General features: G+C 44.8%; 14 protein-coding genes and 1 pseudogene. 14 read left to right on the forward strand and 1 reads right to left on the reverse strand.

Annotated elements, in window-relative coordinates; translation table 11 throughout:
• Positions 1-400: 400 nt before the first annotated feature.
• The 9 genes and pseudogenes from MKX41_RS08290 (at position 401) to MKX41_RS08330 (ending at position 14,768) form a co-directional block, all read left to right on the forward strand.
• Entirely contained in the window at positions 401-3,043 is a 2,643-nt protein-coding gene (locus MKX41_RS08290) for a glycoside hydrolase family 2 protein (RefSeq protein ID WP_340969506.1), read from the forward strand.
• Entirely contained in the window at positions 3,036-5,141 is a 2,106-nt protein-coding gene (locus tag MKX41_RS08295; protein WP_340969508.1) for a hypothetical protein, read from the forward strand. Before MKX41_RS08290 ends, MKX41_RS08295 begins: the two co-directional genes overlap by 8 nt.
• A gap of 239 nt (positions 5,142-5,380) precedes the next feature.
• Positions 5,381-6,313 carry a carbohydrate ABC transporter permease gene (locus MKX41_RS08300; RefSeq protein WP_218640913.1) on the forward strand — a complete coding sequence of 311 codons (933 nt, stop codon included), beginning with the start codon at positions 5,381-5,383 and terminating at the stop codon, positions 6,311-6,313.
• A gap of 5 nt (positions 6,314-6,318) precedes the next feature.
• Positions 6,319-7,203, forward strand: coding sequence for a carbohydrate ABC transporter permease (locus MKX41_RS08305; protein WP_340969510.1), 885 nt, complete (start codon positions 6,319-6,321; stop codon positions 7,201-7,203).
• 141 nt (positions 7,204-7,344) lie between these two features.
• Positions 7,345-8,772, forward strand: coding sequence for an ABC transporter substrate-binding protein (locus MKX41_RS08310; protein WP_156113113.1), 1,428 nt, complete (start codon positions 7,345-7,347; stop codon positions 8,770-8,772).
• Between the two features lie 99 nt (positions 8,773-8,871).
• On the forward strand, positions 8,872-11,319 hold the full coding sequence (locus tag MKX41_RS08315; protein ID WP_340969512.1) for an alpha-L-rhamnosidase-related protein: 2,448 nt from the start codon (positions 8,872-8,874) through the stop codon (positions 11,317-11,319).
• A gap of 65 nt (positions 11,320-11,384) precedes the next feature.
• Entirely contained in the window at positions 11,385-12,413 is a 1,029-nt protein-coding gene (locus tag MKX41_RS08320; protein WP_340969515.1) for a cache domain-containing protein, read from the forward strand.
• 532 nt (positions 12,414-12,945) lie between these two features.
• Positions 12,946-13,311 (forward strand): annotated as a pseudogene (locus tag MKX41_RS08325) (DinB family protein); the annotation flags it as partial.
• Positions 13,312-13,508: 197 nt separating this feature from the next.
• Complete coding sequence (locus tag MKX41_RS08330; protein ID WP_340969517.1) at positions 13,509-14,768, forward strand: M24 family metallopeptidase; 1,260 nt, start codon at positions 13,509-13,511, stop codon at positions 14,766-14,768.
• 56 nt (positions 14,769-14,824) lie between these two features.
• Here the strand turns inward: MKX41_RS08330 and MKX41_RS08335 are convergent, their stop codons facing one another.
• The gene (locus tag MKX41_RS08335; RefSeq protein WP_340969519.1) at positions 14,825-15,499 is read right to left on the reverse strand and encodes a CerR family C-terminal domain-containing protein; all 675 of its coding nucleotides are present in this window, start codon (positions 15,497-15,499) and stop codon (positions 14,825-14,827) included.
• Positions 15,500-15,773: 274 nt separating this feature from the next.
• On the opposite strand from MKX41_RS08335, the gene MKX41_RS08340 reads away from it, so the two are divergent.
• From MKX41_RS08340 to MKX41_RS08360, 5 genes are all read left to right on the forward strand, one after another.
• Entirely contained in the window at positions 15,774-16,298 is a 525-nt protein-coding gene (locus tag MKX41_RS08340; RefSeq protein ID WP_340969521.1) for a recombinase family protein, read from the forward strand.
• Positions 16,247-17,230 carry a recombinase family protein gene (locus tag MKX41_RS08345; protein ID WP_340969523.1) on the forward strand — a complete coding sequence of 328 codons (984 nt, stop codon included), beginning with the start codon at positions 16,247-16,249 and terminating at the stop codon, positions 17,228-17,230. The genes MKX41_RS08340 and MKX41_RS08345 overlap by 52 nt, the downstream gene beginning before the upstream one ends.
• 145 nt (positions 17,231-17,375) lie before the next feature.
• The gene (locus MKX41_RS08350) at positions 17,376-18,545 is read left to right on the forward strand and encodes an ABC-three component system protein (RefSeq protein ID WP_340969526.1); all 1,170 of its coding nucleotides are present in this window, start codon (positions 17,376-17,378) and stop codon (positions 18,543-18,545) included.
• A 2-nt stretch (positions 18,546-18,547) separates the two neighbouring features.
• Positions 18,548-19,051 (forward strand): three component ABC system middle component, encoded by a 504-nt coding sequence (locus tag MKX41_RS08355; protein ID WP_340969529.1) that lies wholly within the window; start codon positions 18,548-18,550, stop codon positions 19,049-19,051.
• A complete protein-coding gene (locus MKX41_RS08360) occupies positions 19,051-21,033 on the forward strand; it encodes a DUF3732 domain-containing protein (RefSeq protein ID WP_340969531.1) in 1,983 nt (660 codons plus the stop codon). Before MKX41_RS08355 ends, MKX41_RS08360 begins: the two co-directional genes overlap by 1 nt.
• The last annotated feature ends 52 nt before the right edge of the window (positions 21,034-21,085 follow it).

Here is a 21,085-nt window from a genome sequence, read left to right on the forward strand (position 1 = left end):
ATAGCGACTATAGGGTCCGTTAGCATTCCAAAAGTGTAATAATACTGCGCTTAGGGTCATCTCAGTCCGATAGGTGCTACGTCGTTGCAAGAGTTCTTGAATCTCAAACCAAACAAAAAGCAAAGGAGATCCCCAGTGGCCTTTCACGGCTTGAGGGAACTCCTTTTTCGCGTTCTACAAACGGCTTGGTTCTAGAATAGTTGTTTGTATTTATCTGCAACTGCGCAGATTAACAAACGATTTCACAGGGTTAGGGGCCTTCGAAAATGATAACCCGATGCTATCATTGGTAATGAAGCTGGATGAATAGAATTGTAAGCGCATTAACCGATGGCGCCAGCGCCGTTCTTAGTCATGAACAGCGCCAAATTAAGCAGGATTTGGGGGAACGGGAGCAGACATGAAACAAATTTTATTGAACGATCTAAAGTGGGAAGTCAAAGGGTACTGGCCTTGGGTGCCGTTAAAGGGCACCAGCATGGAGCTGGGGCAGGAATTGATGGGAGTTACAGACTGGATGCCAGCTACTGTGCCGGGTGGAGTTCATTATGATCTCTACAGACAGGGCTGGATTAGCAATCCTTATGAAGAGTTGAACAGCTTAAGCTGTGAATGGGTAGAGAACCGTTGGTGGGTTTACCGCACGACTTTGAAACATCCTGAGCTGAAGGCATCCCGAGTTGAACTGGTCTTTCAGGGGCTAGACTATGAAGCAGCTGTTTACGCCGACAATATCCTGTTGGGTGAACATAAGGGAATGTTCGAGCCGGCTGTATTTGATGTTACAGATCTCCTCTCGGAGCGGGAGAGTCTGGAAATCTCAGTGCTACTGAAGCAGGCACCGGATGAAATGGGGCAAATCGGCAAAACCTCGGCCACCTTCACGCAGAAGAGCCGTTTTAATTATAAATGGGATTTCTCCACCAGGTTAGTTAACGTCGGAATCTGGGATGATGTGGTACTGAGGGTTCACCGGGATTGTTCTTGGCAAGACGTGTCGATCACTACAGATGCGGAGTTTGGTGAAAATGACGGGCAGGTGTCTGGTCGAATTTCTATTCAGGCAAGCATCAAACAGATGGCTGGTCCTGAACGTACAGGGAGGCTGACAGCGAGCATTACTTGTTCTGATCCGAAGGGGAATCCGCTGCTGGTTCAGACGTACTCTGTTCTTGCGGGAGGAGTTGTGAACGCGGAGCTCGAAATACCTGAACCTCAGCTATGGTATCCAAACGGTTACGGAGAACAACCGCTCTACAGCCTTGAGTTGAAGCTAATGGACGAAGACGATATAGAGCTCGATACACGAAGCTTACAGACAGGCATCCGCAAACTTAATTATATCCTTAATGAAGGAAGCCCTGACAACGCGCTACCTTATACGGTTGTGATCAACGGGTGCAAGATTTATATAAAAGGGGTAAATATGACACCCTTGGATCATCTCTACGGAAATGTGACGATCGAACAGTATCAGCAGATGATCTATTTAATGAAAGCGGCACATATCAATCTTGTTCGGGTTTGGGGCGGCGGAATCATTGAGAAAAAAGCCTTTTACGATTTATGTGATTTGAACGGCATTATGATCTGGCAGGAGTTCATTCAATCGAGCTCCGGCATAGATAATATTCCGTCAAAGCAGCCTGAGTTCCTGGAACTGCTACACACAACGGCTTGCACCGCACTCCGTGACAAACGCAATCATGTATCGCTGACGGTATGGAGCGGTGGTAATGAATTAATGAGTGAACCGAACAAGCCTTCAGACCTCAGTGATTCCAATCTGGCGATGCTAAAGGGGCTGGTAGAGCAGTATGATCCGCAGCGGCTCTTTCTGCCGACCTCGGCGTCCGGTCCAGTGGAATATATTACAGAAGCCAAGGGCCAGGGGCATGATGTTCATGGCTACTGGAAGTATATGGGCAACCCCTATCACTACGAATTATATGGCAGTAACGATAATCTGCTGCATAGCGAATTTGGAGTGGACGGTCTGAGTTCTCTCAAAAGCCTAGAGAAATTTCTGAATGAAGCCAACCAGCAGCCTGTCTCGATGGAGAACAGCGCCGTATGGAGACATCACGGGGAGTGGTGGGATACGCTAAGCCGTGAAGAAGAAATGTTCGGTAGCATGAATGATTTGAAGCAGTTCTCTGCTTGCAGCCAATGGATGCAGGCAGAAGGAATCCGCTTCGTGCTTGAGGCTAACCGTCGCCGCAAATTCCGGAACAGCGGCAGCATTGTCTGGCAGTTCAACGAGCCATGGCCGAATGTGTCTTGCACCAATCTTGTAGATTATTATGGTGAAACTAAAATGGCCTACCACTGGGTGAAACAAGCCTTCCGTCCGCAGCATGCTTCGCTAGATTATCGCAGCCTACTTTTAACGCCTGGTACTAGATTTCATGGAAATGTATTCGTGCATGGTGTGGATGGAGGCAAGGTAAAGGTTGATGCAGAAGTGCTAGATGCAACGGGCAGAAGCCTATATCGGCAAACCTTCGAGGCAGAAGGAGACAAAGATCGTGCTGTCTGTGTTGGGGAGTTGAATTTCAGCGTGCCTGAGCCTGAGGATCTATTATATTTTGTCAGATTGTCATTCCGGAACATTGAAGAAGAATCGCAGCAAAATTTATATGTGTTCTCTACCGCTAACCAACATCTTTATGCCCCAGCACTTGATCTTACAGGTGGCAACCTTCAGGTGCGGCAGGAAAGCTTATGGCAACCTACTGGTGTAGGAAAGATAAGTCACCAAGCTCACTTCACTCTCCATAATACTGGTAGTGAAGTACTGTTACATGTACATGCAGAGGAGAAGGGGGACCGCTACTGGATGGAAGCAGAAGAACAGTTCCTCACCCTTTTTCCAGGAGAAAAAAGGACGGTGACGGTTACTTGCACACCAAAACTGTCGGGAGGATTTCTGGCTGGGGAGAATTACTGTAGTACCGACGGTCTGCCAGAAATTAAATTTTGCTCGTTTCTGACAGCACATGGCGATACGATACCAGATGAAGGAGAAGGAATTTATGAGTAAATCATTGTGTTTTGTACCGGGGAACTACGTTCCGCTAAGTCGTTTTATTCTGAGTGGTGGATCTGAACCCATTGCTCTACCCATTACTAGGGCTGTAGCCGATTACTTAAAAATGCACGATGCAGAACTACTACTGGCCTGCTTGCGGAGCGGTGAAGTAACTTATCACAAAGCCGGTTGGTCAACCCTGCGAGAGGATACAGTCGAGGCTGAAAACGCGGAAGGAACCCAGAATTCAGAGGAAGGAGTGTTCGTATTGGTCAGTCCGTTACTGATCAATACGCTTCCAGTAGTGTCACACTGGGATAACAGTGCTGCTGAGGGGAAAGGCGGCTTCCATTATGGTGGGACCGACGGCATCGGGACCCTGCGGATGGACGAAGCTGGAGAGAAGGTTGTAGCTGAGCATGTACGGCTCTATAATAACGATCCAGATAGCCCTTATGTATACAATACCGAAGATTATCAGTTGTTCGGCAGTAAAGAAGGGTATAAAGCACTTAAAACCCCGCAATTTGAACGCTATATTGGTGACCGCTACAGTCTCTATGCAGTAGATGATTTAGTTGCCATCTCCTTAAGCGACCGTATCCTTAAGACCTTCGGGTATCCGGTGGTCTACCGTAATGAATCCGCTGACGAAGGGGCTCTTTTAAGCAATGCGCCTGTGTTTCAGCTCATCAGCGGCAGTCTGTTAGTTACGAAGAACGGTCAGCATAGCCTTGCGTCCTATATTTTGCCGCCCAATTGGAGTGCGAAAAGTGTTAAGGGCTATCCGCTGTTATTCAACGGTTATTATGATGCCAATGAAAATACCTTCAGCACTGTAGGTCCCTCATTTCTGGAAATCATCGGAAAGACTCTGGCCAGCACAGGCAAAGGTATTGTTGGTGTTCTCTGGAACGGTGGAGGTTACATCGGCAGCCGCTCCCTGCAAAGCTCCATTTACGCCGGCATTGGGGCGGCAATTGCCAGAGGCCAAGATAGCTATGGTGGTGATGCGGAGCAGATTGTGGCCGTGGGTGGCTCACGCGGTGGGCTGACCGCGTTGCTGGCGGGAGGCAATCCTCTAAGGCTGCCGTACCGGGTGCGGTACACATTGTGTTATGCACCTCCGCTAATTCTGAATGGGCTTACCCGTGAGTTTGCGGAAGGGGCATGCCCGTTGATCTGGCATGTGGCAGAGGTGGACACCGGTTACCGGGATATCTGGAAGAAGGACTGGCGGCATCCTCAGACCGGAAGATCAGGTATCGAGACTCTGCTACAGACACTAACGGGAGCTGGTGACTCTGCAAGTCTGCGGGAAACGACCGGACTGGAATCCGATTTCTTCTTAGACGGCCTTAAAGCGAGCGGCACTAAGCTACTGATAAACCACGGCACGCATGATGCCTTTACCCTCAGTCGATTCAGCTTTACCTTCGCGGCCTTGGTCCGGAGTCGCGGTATTCCACTTCGCCATGAGATCGGCTACCGCTTCGGGCATAACAACTGCACGGACCTTTACGAGCAGGCTGCTCTGTGTCTAAAAGCTATACTACAGGATCAGGAGCTTGAATTCACGGGGACGGTGCATTATCGCAGACGCAGTCCAGAAGCGGGCGAGTGGGAGCAGACGGAACGTTTTGTTCCGGTTCATCAGCCAGTTTTTCTGGAGGCACCGAAGTTCGTAGCGGTGGGTAGTCCAGTGGCTTGGACTCTTTATGGAGAGCCGGGAATGGAATACCGCCTAGAGCTGGGAATCCTAGATCAGCAGGCTTGGGAACAGAAGCAGCTGGTAGTCCGTAATGAGTGCATTACCCTCGCGTCCGGTGTTTTAGCTGACAAACAGCATCCTCTTGAACTCTGCTCGTGGCAGGATGGGGTAAGTCAACTCGCTGACGGGCAGCATACGGGTTATTATCTCTATGAGTTATCTTACAGGCTCAAGGGTGAACAGGACTGGAACATAGTATCTCCATCCCGTGTGCCGCAGCCCGGCGTGGAGCCGCAGGCGGTACTCCGCATTTTGGAGGATCAGCCCAATCCGGCGAGCGAAGCATTTCGAGCGGAAGCAGCAGTCCTATGCATTAGCTCAGGGCTAAGTGAGGCCTAAACAAAACGTCATACCATGAACATGAGCGGTGTACGACCATTCCGGTGCGTACATCGCTTTTTTAATCTCTTATATTTCTCGCATGATTGCTTACCAGCAAAATAAGTAGCTTTACAAACGCTTTCGCAGGGTTACCGGATTTCGAGGTTTTGTAGGAAGCGCTATCATTTAAATATAACAACTATACAACGCCTGACCGGAGTGAATTTTTGGCTTCGGGAGGAAGGAAGGACAGGAGCATGATTGGAAAAACCACTGAACTAAATCCTTTAATGACTAAGAAAAAGAAAGGTTATCCTGTGCGGCGTCTATTTAGAGATTGGTCATCTTGGATATTAATTGTCCCTACGCTGTTTGCCTTTTTCTTTTTTTCCTGGCAGCCGCTGGTCAAGGGCATTGTACTCTCTTTTTTCAATACAGAGGGTTATAATGCCGTAAGCTTTGCCGGACTGCAGAATTACAAGGATGTGATACAGAACTCAGCGTTTCAGCAGACACTGACCAACTCTTTCGTGTATGTGTTCTGGTCGCTGCTGATCGGTTTTGCTGTACCCATTATAGTCGCAGTTGTGATCAATGAGCTCAGGCATGGGAAATCGTTTTTCCGCTTTTCAGTCTTTTTTCCGAGCATGGTTCCCGGCATTGCTGCCTCGATGTTATGGATGTTTCTATTTGAGCCTGGGAAGGGCGGCGTGCTGAATATTATGCTGAGTGCTCTGGGGTTCCCGGTGCAGCAGTGGCTTCAGGACCCGGACATGACGATTATGCTGATTATTTTCACGATTACCTGGCGGAATTTCGGGGGAACGGTGCTGCTCTATCTAGCCAGTCTGCAAAGCATTAATCATGATCTGTACGAAGCGGCTTCCATCGACGGTGCGAATGTATGGCGGAGATTTAAAAGCATCACCATTCCGCAAATTTCCAGCATGATCGGATTGATGATGATTTTGCAGATCAGCGGTGTATTCCAGATTTTCAACGAGCCTCTGGTTATGACCGAAGGTGGGCCGAACAACGCCTCTATGACGTTAATGCTCCAAAGCTATTACTATGCGTTCCGGAGTTTTGAAGCAGGCCATTCCATGGCGCTGGGGGTTATTACTTTCCTTGTCCTGATGGTGCTAACTATTATATATTTCCGGCTGGATAAGAAATTGAACAGGGAGTAGAAGCTATGAAAACAAAAGAAGCATTTGGCATTATCGGCAATATAGAATACAGGTCACCTTGGGTACGCGTGCTGTATTGGTGCATGTTCATTCTGATGATTGTGCTTGCCGCCGTCTGTATTCTGCCTCCGGTCTGGATTATGGTTTCGAGTCTTAAAGACATCAAAGAGTTCTATGCGACCCCGCCCACCCTGATCCCTCGCTCATTCAATGTTGGCAAGCTATGGGAGACCTGGCAGGAATTTAACTTTTTCAGTTATTATCTGAATACGGCTTACTTAGCCGTCGGTTCTGTACTGTTCTGTCTTACGTTTAACGGGCTGGCAGGATATTTTTTTTCCAAGCTGAAGCCTCGAGGGAGTGCACTGCTGTTTGCTCTGATCGTGTGGACCATGATGGTTCCGAATACAGTCGGTATGGTGCCGCTTTTCAAAAACCTGATTGATTTTCCACTGCTGCACTTGAATCTGACCAATACCTACTGGCCGATGTGGTTTATGGCTGCCGTGAATCCAGTGGTAATTCTGATCTTCAAGAACTTTTTTGATACCATCCCACTGGCGCTGCTGGAAGCGGCCAAAATTGACGGAGCGAGCACCATCGGCATTTTTATCAGGATAATCCTCCCGCTTAGCGGACCAGTTATGGCCACAATTACAATACTAACGATGAACAGTGTCTGGCAGGACTTCTTCTGGCCTTTTATGGTGCTGAAGGATAAATCGACCTGGTCGGTCATTGTGGCCATCTATAATCTGAAAGCGACTTTGCCGCAGGACATTCAGTTTATTGCGCTGACGTTTGCGATTCTGCCGCCGATTATTCTGTTTGTTTTTTTCCAAAAGTACATTATGAACGGACAATCCATGGGCGGCAGCATTAAAGGGTAACATCACCCGATCACAAACCATTTCACAGTTTTGCCCCGTAGGGTGCTGTAGAAGGTGCGTGGTAAGATGATTTCAGATTTAAAAGAAAGCGCTTTACATGTTGTGAAGAATGCTTTAACAATAAGACTAGGGGGAATTACATTGAGAATCGAACACACCAAAAAAATTACAGCTACACTGGCGCTAACGCTGCTTCTTACGGCCGGTCTGGCTGGCTGCGGAGGCTCCAAAGAAGAGAACGCCGGAGGGAATACGGAGGAAGCGAGCAACAAACAGGTGACGATCAAGGTCAGCAACTGGCCGAAGCCGAATGAGGAAGCCAAAATTGCCCAGTATGAGCAGCTCATGGCGAAGATGAAAGCTAATTATCCAGATATCATTGTGGACAAGGATGAATGGGGTTATGATGTCAGCTCTTTCTTGCCTAAAGCGGCTAGCGGTCAGCTTCCTACGGTGTACGAAACCTTTTTTACAGAAACTAGCAAAATCATTAAGGCAAATTACGCGGCAGATATCACGGATACGATGAAAAAATATGGCTATGACAAAGCGATCAATCCAGATCTGCTGAAGATGGTGACCAAGGACGGCAAATATTACGGGATTCCGAAGGACGGCTACGTGATGGGGATGTTGTACAATATGAATCTCTTCAAGGAAGCTGGACTGCTGGACGATAAGGGCATACCAAAGTTCCCTAAAACATATGAAGAGCTGGCACAAACTGCGCAGATCATCAAGCAAAAGACCGGTAAGGCGGGAATATTCCTGCCAACCAAAAGCGGCCAGGGCGGCTGGATGTTCATGAACATTGCTTGGGCTTACGGCGCGGAATTCGAGAAACAGGTAGATGGAAAATGGCAAGCGGTGTTCAATTCTCCAGAGGCAGCGGCGGCCCTGCAATATGTGAAGGACTTGAAATGGAAATATGATGTCCTGCCGGACAATAATCTGGTGGATGTTACGAATGACATGTTCCGCATGTTCGGAACCGATCAAGTCGCTATGAGCTTCGGCATGAATGACTGGCCTCCAGTCATCCAGCAGCAGACCAAAATGTCTAAAGATAATGTAGCAATGTCCGCTCTTCCAGTTGGACCGATCGGGAAACCTGTAACTCTGCTCGGCGGTGGTCTATATATGTTCTCGCCTAATGTAACCCCTGAGCAGATTGATGCTGGATTCAAATGGCTAAAAACCTACGGCTTCACACCGGAGTCCTCAGAAGAGGCATTAACTGGTTGGGATATCGAGAAAAAGACACTGAGTGATCAGGGGCTGATCGTAGGCCCTTACGGCCTGCGGATTTGGACAGATGAGAAACGGATTGGTGAAGAACAGAAGATTCTCGACAAATACAACAATGTGAACCTGGATTTGTTCCGTGATTATATGGACAACGGCAGCAAAGGCATGCGGGCAGAAGAGCCGGTCAACGCTCAGGAATTGTACCAGAAGCTGGATATTGTACTGCAAACTGTCCTTACGGACAAAAACGCAGACCCACTGGAGATTTTGACTAAGGCTGCTGAAGAATTCCAACGTGATTATCTCGACAAGGTGAAATAAGCACAGTCAAACGGCGGCGTCGTCCTTCTGAAGGGCGGCGATGCCGTTTCTGCGTAGATTGCGAAATCTACTCTAATTGATAAAGGAGATGTGCATTACATGGCAGCAAAAGAATGGGGAGACTGGAACGCACGCTGGATCTGGCCTTTGGTTGAGAAAGGAACAGCTAGTTGGGAACAGCAACACGAGCGAGTATATTTTCGCAAAGTGTTTGAGCTGCCAGCTGGAGCCGGGAAGGCTTATAGTCTAAATTTGGCCATTACTGCTGACAGCCGCTACAGACTCTTTGTTAACGGGCAGCGTTTATGGGCCGGTCCTTGTAAGGGTCATGGACATGTACAATATTATGAGGAATTCAGTTTAGACGACGTTTTGCAACCAGGTATAAATGTGATTGCTGTTATGGTAGTTCATTATGCAGGGACATCTCCCTTTGAGCTGGGGGAAGACGGACCTCTATCCATCTGGCGTTCGCAAAAAGGCGGCTTGCTTGTAGAAGCGGAAGTTATGAACAATGGGCAGCTTGTGCAGGAACTGAATACAGATACCTCATGGAAAAGCATTAGGGACCACAGCTACAGACTCCAGCCGTTTCCGATTATGCGCTGGATGGGCGGATTGGAAGAGGTGGAGGGGGACGTAGCGCTGCTGGATTGGACACTGCCGGAATATGACGACAGCGCCTGGTTAGCCGCAAGGATTGTACAGCCGGTGCGGGATGATTATGGCCAATTGACCCCATGGCAACTGGACAAACGTCCGATTCCGCTGCTGTATGAGCGGGAGCAGCTCTTCCTAAAGCTGATGCGGAGCAGCAGTGGTGAAGGAGATGCCCTATTTGAAAACGGGCATTGTCTGGAGCTGCGGAATGAAGCTAGTGAGGTTGCCCTGCCATTAGCAGGAATACATGTGGAAGCGGGGCAGCAGCTTTGGCTGGAGCTGGATGCAGGTGAGCTAATCACAGGTTATCCGCAGCTTAAGCTCCTTGGGGGTAAAGGTAGCCGGATCACCCTGCTTTACGCCGAGTGCTACGAAGAAGAGACTGGGGATGACGAGATCCGCCGCAAAGCTGTCCGCGATGATATGCGGGAGCATGTACTAAGAGGCGGATATGACAGCTACCATCCAGCCGGTTATGGCACCTCGGTGCAGATGGAAAGCTATGAGCCGTTCTGGTTTCGTACCTTCCGGTATGTCCGGCTGGAGGTGCATACTGGAGCCGAACCTTTGACGATATCCGGCTTCAGTTATCGGGAGACCGGATATCCTTTGCTGCCGGAAGGAAGTTTTCACTCCAACGATGAACGATATAACCAGCTCTGGGATCTAAGTGTGCGGACATTACAGCGCTGCATGCATGAGACCTACGAAGATACGCCGTATTATGAACAGCTGCAATATACCATGGATACCAAACTGATGATGGAGTTTACGTACCTGTTATCAGGAGACGACCGATTGGCACGGAGGGCAATGGAAGATTATAGGGCTTCGCAGCTGCCAAACGGCATGTTGCAAAGCCGCTTCCCCTCCGTACTGCCACAGGTCATCCCCTCCTTCTCCTTGTATTGGATCGGGATGATTCATGACCACTACAGATCCTTTGGGGATTTGGATATCGTAAAACGGTATCGACTGCCACTGTTATCCGTATTGGACTGGTTCGATCAGCGACTGACACCACAGGGTCTGGTGGACAGAACGCCTCGCCAATATTGGAATTATTTCGACTGGGTAGAAGAATGGCCACTCGGTGCACCAGACTGTACGGAAGGTGCACCTGCAACCGTGCTTAGCTTGATGTATGCGGCCGCGTTGGAGCAAGCGGCTGAATTGCTTGCCGCCAGCGGGTGGACGCAGATTGCAATAGAATTACGTCAGCGCAAAGCCGTGGTCAATGCTGCGGTACTGGATTGCTGCCGCCAAACGAACAGTATGATGTTCCGCGACAGCCCGGAGGCGACTACAGAAACACAGCTTAGCCAGCATACGCAGGTCTGGGCGGTTTTAGCTGGTACGGTAGATCCTGTAGAGGGGGCGGTATTGCTAAAAGCAACGTTGACAGATACATCGCTGGCTAAGCTTTCACTGCCGATGAGCTACTATTTATTCCGCGCGCTGGAGCATTGCGGATTGTATGACCGCTCCTTCGGACTATGGGTACGCTGGATGAAGCAGCTGGATTTGAACCTCACTACTCTCCCAGAAATGGACTCTGTTGGAACCAGAAGTGACTGTCACGCCTGGAGTGCGCTGCCGATCACTGAGTTCACCAGAGGGATATTGGGTGTCCGGCAAGGGATAGAGGGAATAACCATAAAGCCACATTGCGGAGAACTGCAACAGGCCAGTGGAACCGTAAGCACAAGTCTGGGTCCAATACATGTAAAATGGAAAATCCATTCAGAAGCGGAGCATAAAAACTTCCATTTTGAAGCTAACTGGCCAGCCGGTTCGGAGATTACAATTATCCTGCCGAATACTGAAGTGCTTTTGACAGATGCAGGTTCTTTTTATAAGGAGATCGACATTAGTCACTTTAGCTGATAGTCTGATTTCAATTGATTTTCGTTTTTGTTGATTCATACACCGGAGGGGGATGGGGGAGTTATATGTTCAGATCATTCGGCCGCAACATCCGCCTTGTCCTGGTGCTGTTTATTACCGTTTACATTGCTGCTTCAAGTTTCATTTTGTACCGTACTATGGAGCATAGAAGCTTGGATATGTTGCGGCAGTTATCTGTTCAATACACTGGCCAGCAGCATAAGAATACTCTTTTGTTCATGAACTGGCTGGAGGAGACCTCCAAGCTTATCTCCAACAATCAGGTGGTACAAAACGCTCTGAAAAAACCAGCGTACGACGGAGCGATTTCTCCGATACTTGAGGGCATTCGCTCCTCTAGCAGTGACATTCTCGGCATTTATATTTGGGGTGAAGCAGGAGGGACTTACTCCTCGAGCAATGTGTCGGGGCTTCTCCCCTTTGCAGAGATCAAGAAGGTTCCGGGGATGGAACAATTTCTGGATAACCGGGAACAGACTTTGCGCTGGACGGTGCTGAACCGGGAACATCTAATGAACGCACCTTCTGATCTGCGCGACCGTCTGCTGCTTGAGGTGAAAATTCAGAATGGGGAGGGGCAAATTTTAGGTCTGCTCTCACTCGAAGTTGAGATTGACAAGCTGTACAGCTTCTACCTGTCAGGCAAAAATACGATCTACGGAGAGAATGAAGTTTATCTGCTGACAAGTAACGGAAAGCTACTGAGTGCGGCGGATGTTCCTATGAAGCGATTGCAAAAAATTAGAACTGCGCTGGCCACACCAGAAAAGAATCGTCCGGCTAAGCCGGAAGGTCAAGAGGATACCGCCAGCGGTGATGCAGATCTGCTCGAGCGTGAAACGGCCGACGGCTTGATTTTGCTCTATCCACTGCCCGAATCGGACGAGCGAATTGTCACCTATATCTCTGCAGACGGCATGAATGCAGAGCTGCGGACATTTAAGTATTTAATGATCGTTTTAAACATCGTCGTGTTCATAGTGTTCTGGTTGCTAATTTCAATGCTTAGTGGCAGTATTGTTAATCCGCTGAAACAGTTGTATTTAAAAATTAACTCCACGATGAAAGACTAAGATTGGCAGTCGGAATGGCAGCAGAATGGCAGTCAGAATCTATGAAGTATTGGAATTTCAGGCTACCCGCTAAAATCTGCAAAAGGTCACTGGCCAGCAGTGCTTATATGTACTCAGACAAAGAGGTGTCCCCAAAAGCAATGAATTGATTGCTTGTGCTTGGGACGCCTTTTGGTGTTTTTAATAGAGTAGAGAATGCGATGCACAAACTAACCTATGCTTCAACATATCTCGCTCTGGCAGATTAAACTAGTGTCCAAATACACTTAATCGTCTGCTCTTAGTAAAATAGGGTGTTTTGAAAGTCTCTAATTCGTCTGACTCATCTGATTCACTCTAGAACGTTTAACTTACGGGGACTGAAAAATAAAGTATCAGACCGGGAAAATAAATCAATAGACTGACGAGGCATTACACTTACGAGCAGTTAATGTCACAAGAAGAAATAGCAGGTTGATATCGAATTAGTTTGTCTGAATAGTTAGAATTTTAATATTTCGATGATATAAATTAGGAAAATGACTGGTTCTATTGTTGTGAAGATCTATCTGAAGATGAATTGCTTAAAGTTCGTATTGGCGGTGTTGGAGGAATCTTAAAAACGCTGTTTCACATCGTTTATTGGGAATATAGTTGGATTCACAGCGTATTGCAAGGAAAGGCAAAATTTGAGCAAGAGTCCTTCGAGGCTTACAGAAGTCTGAAGCAGATACGAGATTTATCAATACAGTTTCACGCAGAAGTGGAGCCATTTGTTACGTCATGGACACCGGAGATGGAATGTAAAGAGCTGACACTTCTACGTGATAATGGTGAATGGATAACATATAAGCATGGAGAAATCATGCGTCACGTCATCGCTCACGAAATACATCACATTGATGAGATGTTCGTATGAAAACATTGTTAAGAAGCTTCCGTAAATTTAATTCAATTGAATTAATCAAATGAATGAATTATACTTGCAATGTAACAGGTTCATTCATGACATCTATTGGAAGGGAGCCATTCGCATGTATACGGTTGGATGATGACAAAAGGCAACGATCAGCAATGAACTCTGGAAAGAAATAAATGTTAGGAGGAGAAAGAGGTATGAACAATCAAGATACTAGAATCCCTACCTACTCACTTGAGGAAAGAGATCGTAGATGGAATATTGCAAATCAGCTAATGGAAGAAGAGCATGTGGATGTATTGATTGTGTATGGAGATCGAGAAGGTGCGTTCCCTGCTGTATTTAATCCGGACACCTACTTTACGAATGAGCGTCCAGGTTCTATTGTCATTTTCCCTAAGAATGAAGAGCCGATCTCAGTTGTCTTTTTAGCCACTGCTGTGGAAGATCATATTCAAGCTGGATATACGAATACGCAAGGCTGGATACGCCCGGAAAATATGTATGTCGGAAAAATGGGTGCGCACATTGTCAAGATTATGGAAGAGAGAGGACTTACAAATAAAGCATTTGGTGTGATTGGCTTAGAGCCTTATCCTCCCTATTACTTTGATGGAGCCATGCCCTATAATACTTGGCAAACGATCCTAAAGGGATTACCGAATGGGACCTTTAAGTCTGTGGGACACAAATTTTTCGCACTGTCTTCTGTGAAAAGTCAGGAGGAGATCGTGGTATTAAAATGGTCAGCGAACGTTGGGGAAAAAATGTGTCAGGCGATGCTTGAGGCAACGAAGCCAGGCGTGAGAGAAAATGAGATCTATGCGGCAGCGATGAATGCTTGTGCGACCCATGTCGGGTTCACGACAACGATATTAATGGGATCAGGACCAGAGTTCGTAGGATGGGGATTGCCCGCATGGACATATCGACCAGAGCGGCCGCGGGTGATCCAAGAAGGAGATATTATTTTGGCCGAGGTATTTTCATCATTCGGAATGCTGGAGACGCAGCATCAGCCTTCAATCGCTGTAGGAGCTGTGCATCCGGATTTTGAGCGGGCGGCAGCGGCAGCGAGACAATCGTATGAGAACGGAGTAAAAGAACTGCGGCATGGGGCTACTTTCGGAGACGTGGTCAAAGCGATGAATGAGCCAATGCGTGAAGCAGGAGGCTGGCACGTTCATCCGCTTATTCATTCCATTAGTCCATTTGGTCTTATTGGGGTTGGCGATGAGATTGCACGGTTGCCTGAGGCGAGAGAGTACGGGAAAGTGCTGCCGATCCCATCCATAGGGTTAGAGACCGAACTCAAGACAGGAATGGTGTTTGCATTTGAGCCGAATTGTGCGATTGGTAAGAAGGTCATTAATCTTGGCGGAACGGTGATCGTGGGTGAAGCTGGGGGGATTGAACTAAATAAAAATTCTACTCATCTGATGAGGGCAACTTGGTAAAATAGCAAAAGGGTACGTATAGAAGAGTGTTTATGTCTTTGTTACGTACCCTCTTTTTAATGAGAATAGCCGCTGCATGTACGAATCGACATTTCGCCAAGCTCCTTGGCGATCAAAGCAACGTGTGCTTCATCCAAGTCTTGAATCCCTTGGCGTCTGAAATAGGTTTCCTTCGCCACAGAGAACGCAACCGATTGTCCAATAATTGCATGTGCGATTAATATCGTTTTTGGATCTTTTGCGTCTAGATCCATTAATTTACTCACCAAGACGGCAATCATCTGATGTAGTGGCTGGAAGAATTGTTCATACAAAATGTCATAAGCCTCTGTAGGCTGCAACTGCTCTCTTGCGATAAATACACTTCTTGCATTGGCTTCATGATTGCCAATCATCGTCTTGGAAAATTGCGTCATGACTTTTTTAAGAGCTTCTGTGGCTTCTTCTTTTGACCGTTTCTCAATCTCTTCTGTCTCAATTAGAGCTTGCTTCAAAAAATCATCTTGAACGGCTTCTGTCAAGCGACGGGCAACCGCTAAGTACAATCCTTTTTTTCCACCGAAATAATACGGAATCGCCGATTGGTTCACACCAGCTTCATGTGCAAGAGTCCGCGTACGTACGCCTTCATAGCCATTTAATCCAAAGATCCGTAGCCCTGCTTCTAATAAACGAGTTTGGGTGGAGTCTTCATTTCCTTTATTCATATCGCTGCTTAGGTTTGTATTCAATGTCCATTCCTCCATACTGTTGAGTATAATTAATTCAAATGAATTAATCAAACTAACTTCCGTTATGAAGTGCGACACGTAAAACAAAAAGGCCCATGCTGGTGTACATGGCTGTGAAAATGCCAGGCAGAACCGCCCATTCCTGGAAGTTGCTTTTGGTGTGGTGGCCAGTCAATATCCTCAATGATTGGAAGAATGTGTTAAATGGTGATTCTACGTATATCTATGCACAGTATTAAGCACGTAGCTGTCTATTTAAGAAAATCACGGGGCGATGGTGAGTGAGTTTGAAGACGTTCTCTCGAAGCATAGGGATACCCTTCTGACCTTGGTAGAGAATCGAAATTGGACCTATAGGCTATATGAAGAAGTGGCCTCTGGGGAAAAGATCGAGTCTCGGAAAGAAATGCAGAAGTTACTTCGGCATGTTGAAGACCAGCTCTATGATGGAGTAGTGGTCATGGATATTGACCGTTTAGGGCGTGGAGAAAACAAGGATTGGGCACTCATTAAAGATACATTCTTAAACTCAGAAACGGTCATTATCACACCAAACAAGATATACGATCTAGAAATAGACAATGACGATGTATCATTTGATTTCATGTCTATTTTTGCCCGAATAGAGTACAAAACGATTAAGCGAAGAATGAAGCAGGGGAAAGAGGCAGGAGCCAAGAAAGGCATGTGGACAAATGGAAAGCCACCGTTTCCATACTATTATGATAAGAACACAAGGTCGGTTTGGTGGATGAAACAAAGCGTCCGATTTATCGAGCGATTGTTGAAAAGTATTTGAATGGAATAAACCTTAGTCATATCGCCATTTGGTTGACGGAAAACAAGATACCCACGCCATACAATATTAAGCCGGATGGAAAGAACAAGGGCTGGTCGAACATTACGGTGCAACGTTTACTGGCAAGCGAAATCCATTTGGGTTTCATCACATACGGCAAAACCCGTTCCAAGCGTGGGCAGGTTGAATTGGTTCCCGAAGAAGAGCGGATTAAAGTCATGGGAACACATGAAAATCTGAAAACGCCGGAAGAACATGAAGCGATTATGGAGCGGCTGCTTAAAAATCGTATGTTGAACCCCAATTCAAGACGTACCATTTTTCCATTGTCCGGCTTGCTGTATTGTGAAAAGTGCGGTTCACGGATGAGATTCCGAGTAGGTGAGAATAAAAAGCAAGGGCAGCACTGGAGTGCATTGTGCTATCACCAGAACAAAGACGGAAGCAAATGTGAGCAGCGTGGCAAGGTAATGGATGTTGACTTTTTCAATGCGCTATATGACCGGATTATTCATGTAGACCCAAACATTTTACGGGAGATTGAATTGCATGGAAGTAGGTACAATGATACACAGGTCATTATCGAGGTCAAAGAGCAGGAGTTGAAGAAGCAGAAGCGGGCATTGGACAAGCTGCATGAATCGTATGAAGAGGACATGATAACGAAGCAAGTATTTTTGGAGCGTAAAGCTATCCGGTCAAGGCAGATACAGAAGCTGGAGGAAGAGTTGAAGGATTTGCGGAAGGTTGTAGTAGATGAAGGGAATTATCCGACTGTGGAGCAGATATATGAGCGGATAGGTGAGTTTAGGGAGTTGTGGAGCGCTGTGGTGACAAGTGAAGAGAAGAATCGAGCGTTGAAGAAGATAGTGGAGAGGATTGTTTATGATAGAGAAGGGAATCGGGTGGAGTTGTCGGTTTGTTATAAATAATGAGAAAAAACTTTTGAGAGTAGGACTAAAGGCCTTTAATACGAGAACGAAAAAAATATAGAGGAAATAGTCTTATTTTGTAGAATGTAATATGTGGGAAAAATTAGGTTAATCTAATAGTTGTCAGATGAGGGGGAGATATAATATGAAGTCGAATGCACCGGGTCAGTTACTAGGCTTCTCTATGCAGTTTCCACGTGCACTCTACCATCTGCTAAGGAGCGGTCCAAAAGATGTTGTTTGTGTTGAAGTATTAGGAGATGTAGCAACCTTGAAGTCGAATGGCGAACTACTTGCAGAGGAGGATAAATCTTCAATTGTAGGAAACCCATTAACAGATAAGTCAACTGATTTATGGAAGACATTTTCAAACTGGATAGAAGCAATAAATTCTGGATTTATTGATGTAGATAAAACTAAATTTCTTCTCTACTCTAATCAATCAGGTAGAGAGGGAATTGTAAACAGATTTAATTCAGCTCAATCACAAGCAGACACTGTTAGTGCAATAGAATATGCAAAGAAAAAACTTAGTGCAACAAAACAAGATCATGAAATATGGCCTTATTATGATTTCGTTGTTAACAGAAATGAGGCATTATTAATTAAAATAATTCAAAAATTTGAACTGCAGATCGGAAATGGAGCTGGTTATGAGGAATTGAAAATAGAAATCCAACGCAAACATGTCCCTGAAGGTCAAATAGAATTTTTAATAGAGTATCTTACTGGATGGTTACAAAAAGTGATTAATGAAAGTATTGCTTCTCGTAAGGGAGCTAGTATTAGCTGGGAAGATTTTGATCATCAGTTTAAGGTGGTATATGATCGCTCTCGTTGTAGAGAACTTATTGATTTTACAATGCAGTACTCGAAAGAAAACGATAAAATTCAAAAAAGTGTTAAAAAACATGCTATGAAACGTCCGTTATATTTAAAGCAACTAGAAGTAATAGAACTAAATGAAAACGAGATATTAGAGGAAGTCTCAAATTATTTAAGAGCGGATATTAATCTTGAAAAATGGATGGAGAATGAAATTATTAACGATGAAATTGCTTTTGAATTTGAAAAAAGATTGACTGAATTTTGGGGGAATCAAAGAAAAAGATTGAAAATCACAGAAAAAAACTTAGGGGAATTAGAATTAGGTCAACTACTCTTAATTGACTGTAAATCAAGATTGGAAACAATCAGAGATATGACTCCTCCTCCCTCAACAATTCCAGGTACATATCATGCTTTAGCTGATGATTCAACTATCGGATGGCACCCGAATTGGGAAATGTTATTTCCTAAAGAAGAAGGTGTTTAATTTTGGGTAAATTGGTTGAAGAAGTTAGGCTTTGGAATACTCCAATTATAGGAGCTTATTTGCTATGGAAATTCACCCATGGTTATTGTAAAGGACATCCGCACGGAGATGCGCCAGTTGCTCTCTTACATTTCATTGCAACAGCTATTTTGACTAATAAAGAGTTATTGAAACCTATTAATAATCAAAGAGATGATCTACAGTCGTATATTAGAAGTTTTGAAATGTCAAAAACTTCCGACATACTATTATCTATTCAACAACGTGTAAAAGATAAATGTGAATATACGTTAAATGCAATTGACATTGCTATTTCAGAAGGTTTACTAGTATGGGATTTGGAGAGTGGTAAGATATACCCTCGCAATCTGACAAGTACTGTTGGCCGCGGTAAAGCTTTAAAAAGTACAATAAAGAGGGAAGGGGATAAAGCTGAGATCTTGGGTAGATGGCTGTCACAACACGATCTACCTGCTATTGAAGCTTATCTTAAGGTGGTATTCTAATGAAATTTCAAATACTAAAGTTAATTATTTGGCCTAAATCCGAAGGATTCGCTCCCCAAATAATACCTTTCGCATTAGGAAAGGTGAATGTTATCACAGGAGCATCGCGTACAGGGAAATCGGCAATAATTCCGATTATTGATTATTGCCTGGCTTCTAGTGATTGTTTTATTCCTATAGATACCATACGCGATTATGTATCTTGGTACGGGGTTGTTATTAAAACGGATAATGAACAGATTCTAATAGCAAGAAAAGTACCAGTGGGGAACAAAGTCTCAAATGAGTTTTGTTTTTCTCGTGGTTTAATTGTAAGTATTCCACCTTTTATTGAAGAACCTAACGAAAAAACTGATGGGATAAAACATATCTTAAACGTAATAGCGACTGTTCCGTATTTCAGTTTGAATGGTAGCGAGGACGAGGAGAAATACAAAGCAAGATTAGGGTTTCGAGATCTGATGGCATTAGTTTTTCAAAACCAGGACATTGTAGCGAATCAAAACATATTGTTTTATAAAACTCATGCTCATGAACACAGAGAAAGGCTCAGAAACTGGTTTCCTTATATATTAGGAGCAGAAAACATTGAAGTTTTGACCGCAAGACAAAGACTTCAGTTTGTAGAAAAAAGACTTAATCAATTGAGAAAAGAATATGGAAGAGTCAATAGTGTATCAGCAGCGTGGATGGGCAATATGATCGGTCATTTAAAAATAGCGCATGAGTATGGGATTTTTAATGATGATGTTTCGGATGAGACGAGACCTGAAAATCTGTTAGCAGCTGCAAAGCAAATATTTGTGAATATCCCTGAATATTCAAAGACCAGCCTTGATAATATCGTGTATGCTAATAAAGAAATAACTGAACTTGAAATGGATGAAGAACGAATCAGCATTCAAATTGGATTAACCAAAAAAAGGCTAAGTGATGTAAAACGTTTAAAATCGGGGTTTATTGATTATGGAGTCTCTCAAAGAAAAAGAGCGGATAGATTACATATTTCTCAATGGTTGGAAAATATCACTTTGGAATCTAGTGAATGTCCAGCATGTGGGAGTTCTGAACATCCTAAATCTAAATCGGAGATGTCAAAAGTAATTTCCGCATTTAAGAAATACGAAGACCAATCTAGAAGCGTTGCGGAAATTCCCACCTCCTTTTCGAGAGAAGAAGAACTGATTAAAGTGGAATTACAAGAGCTTTTAGATGAAAAAGAAAAACTTCAAAAACGATTTGATCTATTAATAGCCCGAGATAAGGATGCACAAGCCGATTTTCAACGAAAAAAGGAAATGTTTTTATTTCTTGGTCATCTAAAAGCATCAATTGAAACTTTTGAAAAACTTGTTGATGGTGGTGAATTTCAAAAAGAAATTGCTCTACTTGAACTAGAGTACAATGACTTGCTAGATAAGGCAGATCAGGGGAAAGTTAAAAAGAGACTGGAAAATGCTGCAGCTGTTATATCTCAAGGTATTTTAGAACACTTAAAAACCTTGGATGTAGAAGATAAATACAGAAAGATTGCTCCAAAGTTCAGTGTTAGGGATCTCAATATCTCAGTTTTAAGTAATGATAATAATTGGCATTTTCTTGCTGAAGTGGGAAGCGCATCGAACTGGGTTTCATTTCATATTGCCCTGATGTGTTCATTGCAAGAATATTTCTTAGAACTTGAGTCTTCTTGTGTACCTAGTTTTGTGATATTTGATCAACCAAGTCAAGTCTATTTTCCAAAGATAAAGAGAACTGACTCTTATGTTGAAGAAGACCCGGAATATGATAATGAAGATATTAGTGCTGTGAAAAGTATGTTCAAGACAATTGCTAAATCAGTCGTAGCTAAAAAGGGAGCTTGGCAATGTATTGTTCTTGATCATGCTGATAGTGATATATATGGTGATATTGATGGAGTCCATGAAGTGGTTGAGTGGAGAAATGGAAAAAAATTGATACCGGAGGAATGGTATTCTTAATTTAGAGCATAGTTCAATAACGCAGGTTGAAAGTTTGGTAAATCTCTTTGAA

It is taken from the genome of Paenibacillus sp. FSL R5-0475, assembly GCF_038004585.1.
Classification (GTDB): Bacteria; Bacillota; Bacilli; order Paenibacillales; family Paenibacillaceae; genus Paenibacillus_AQ.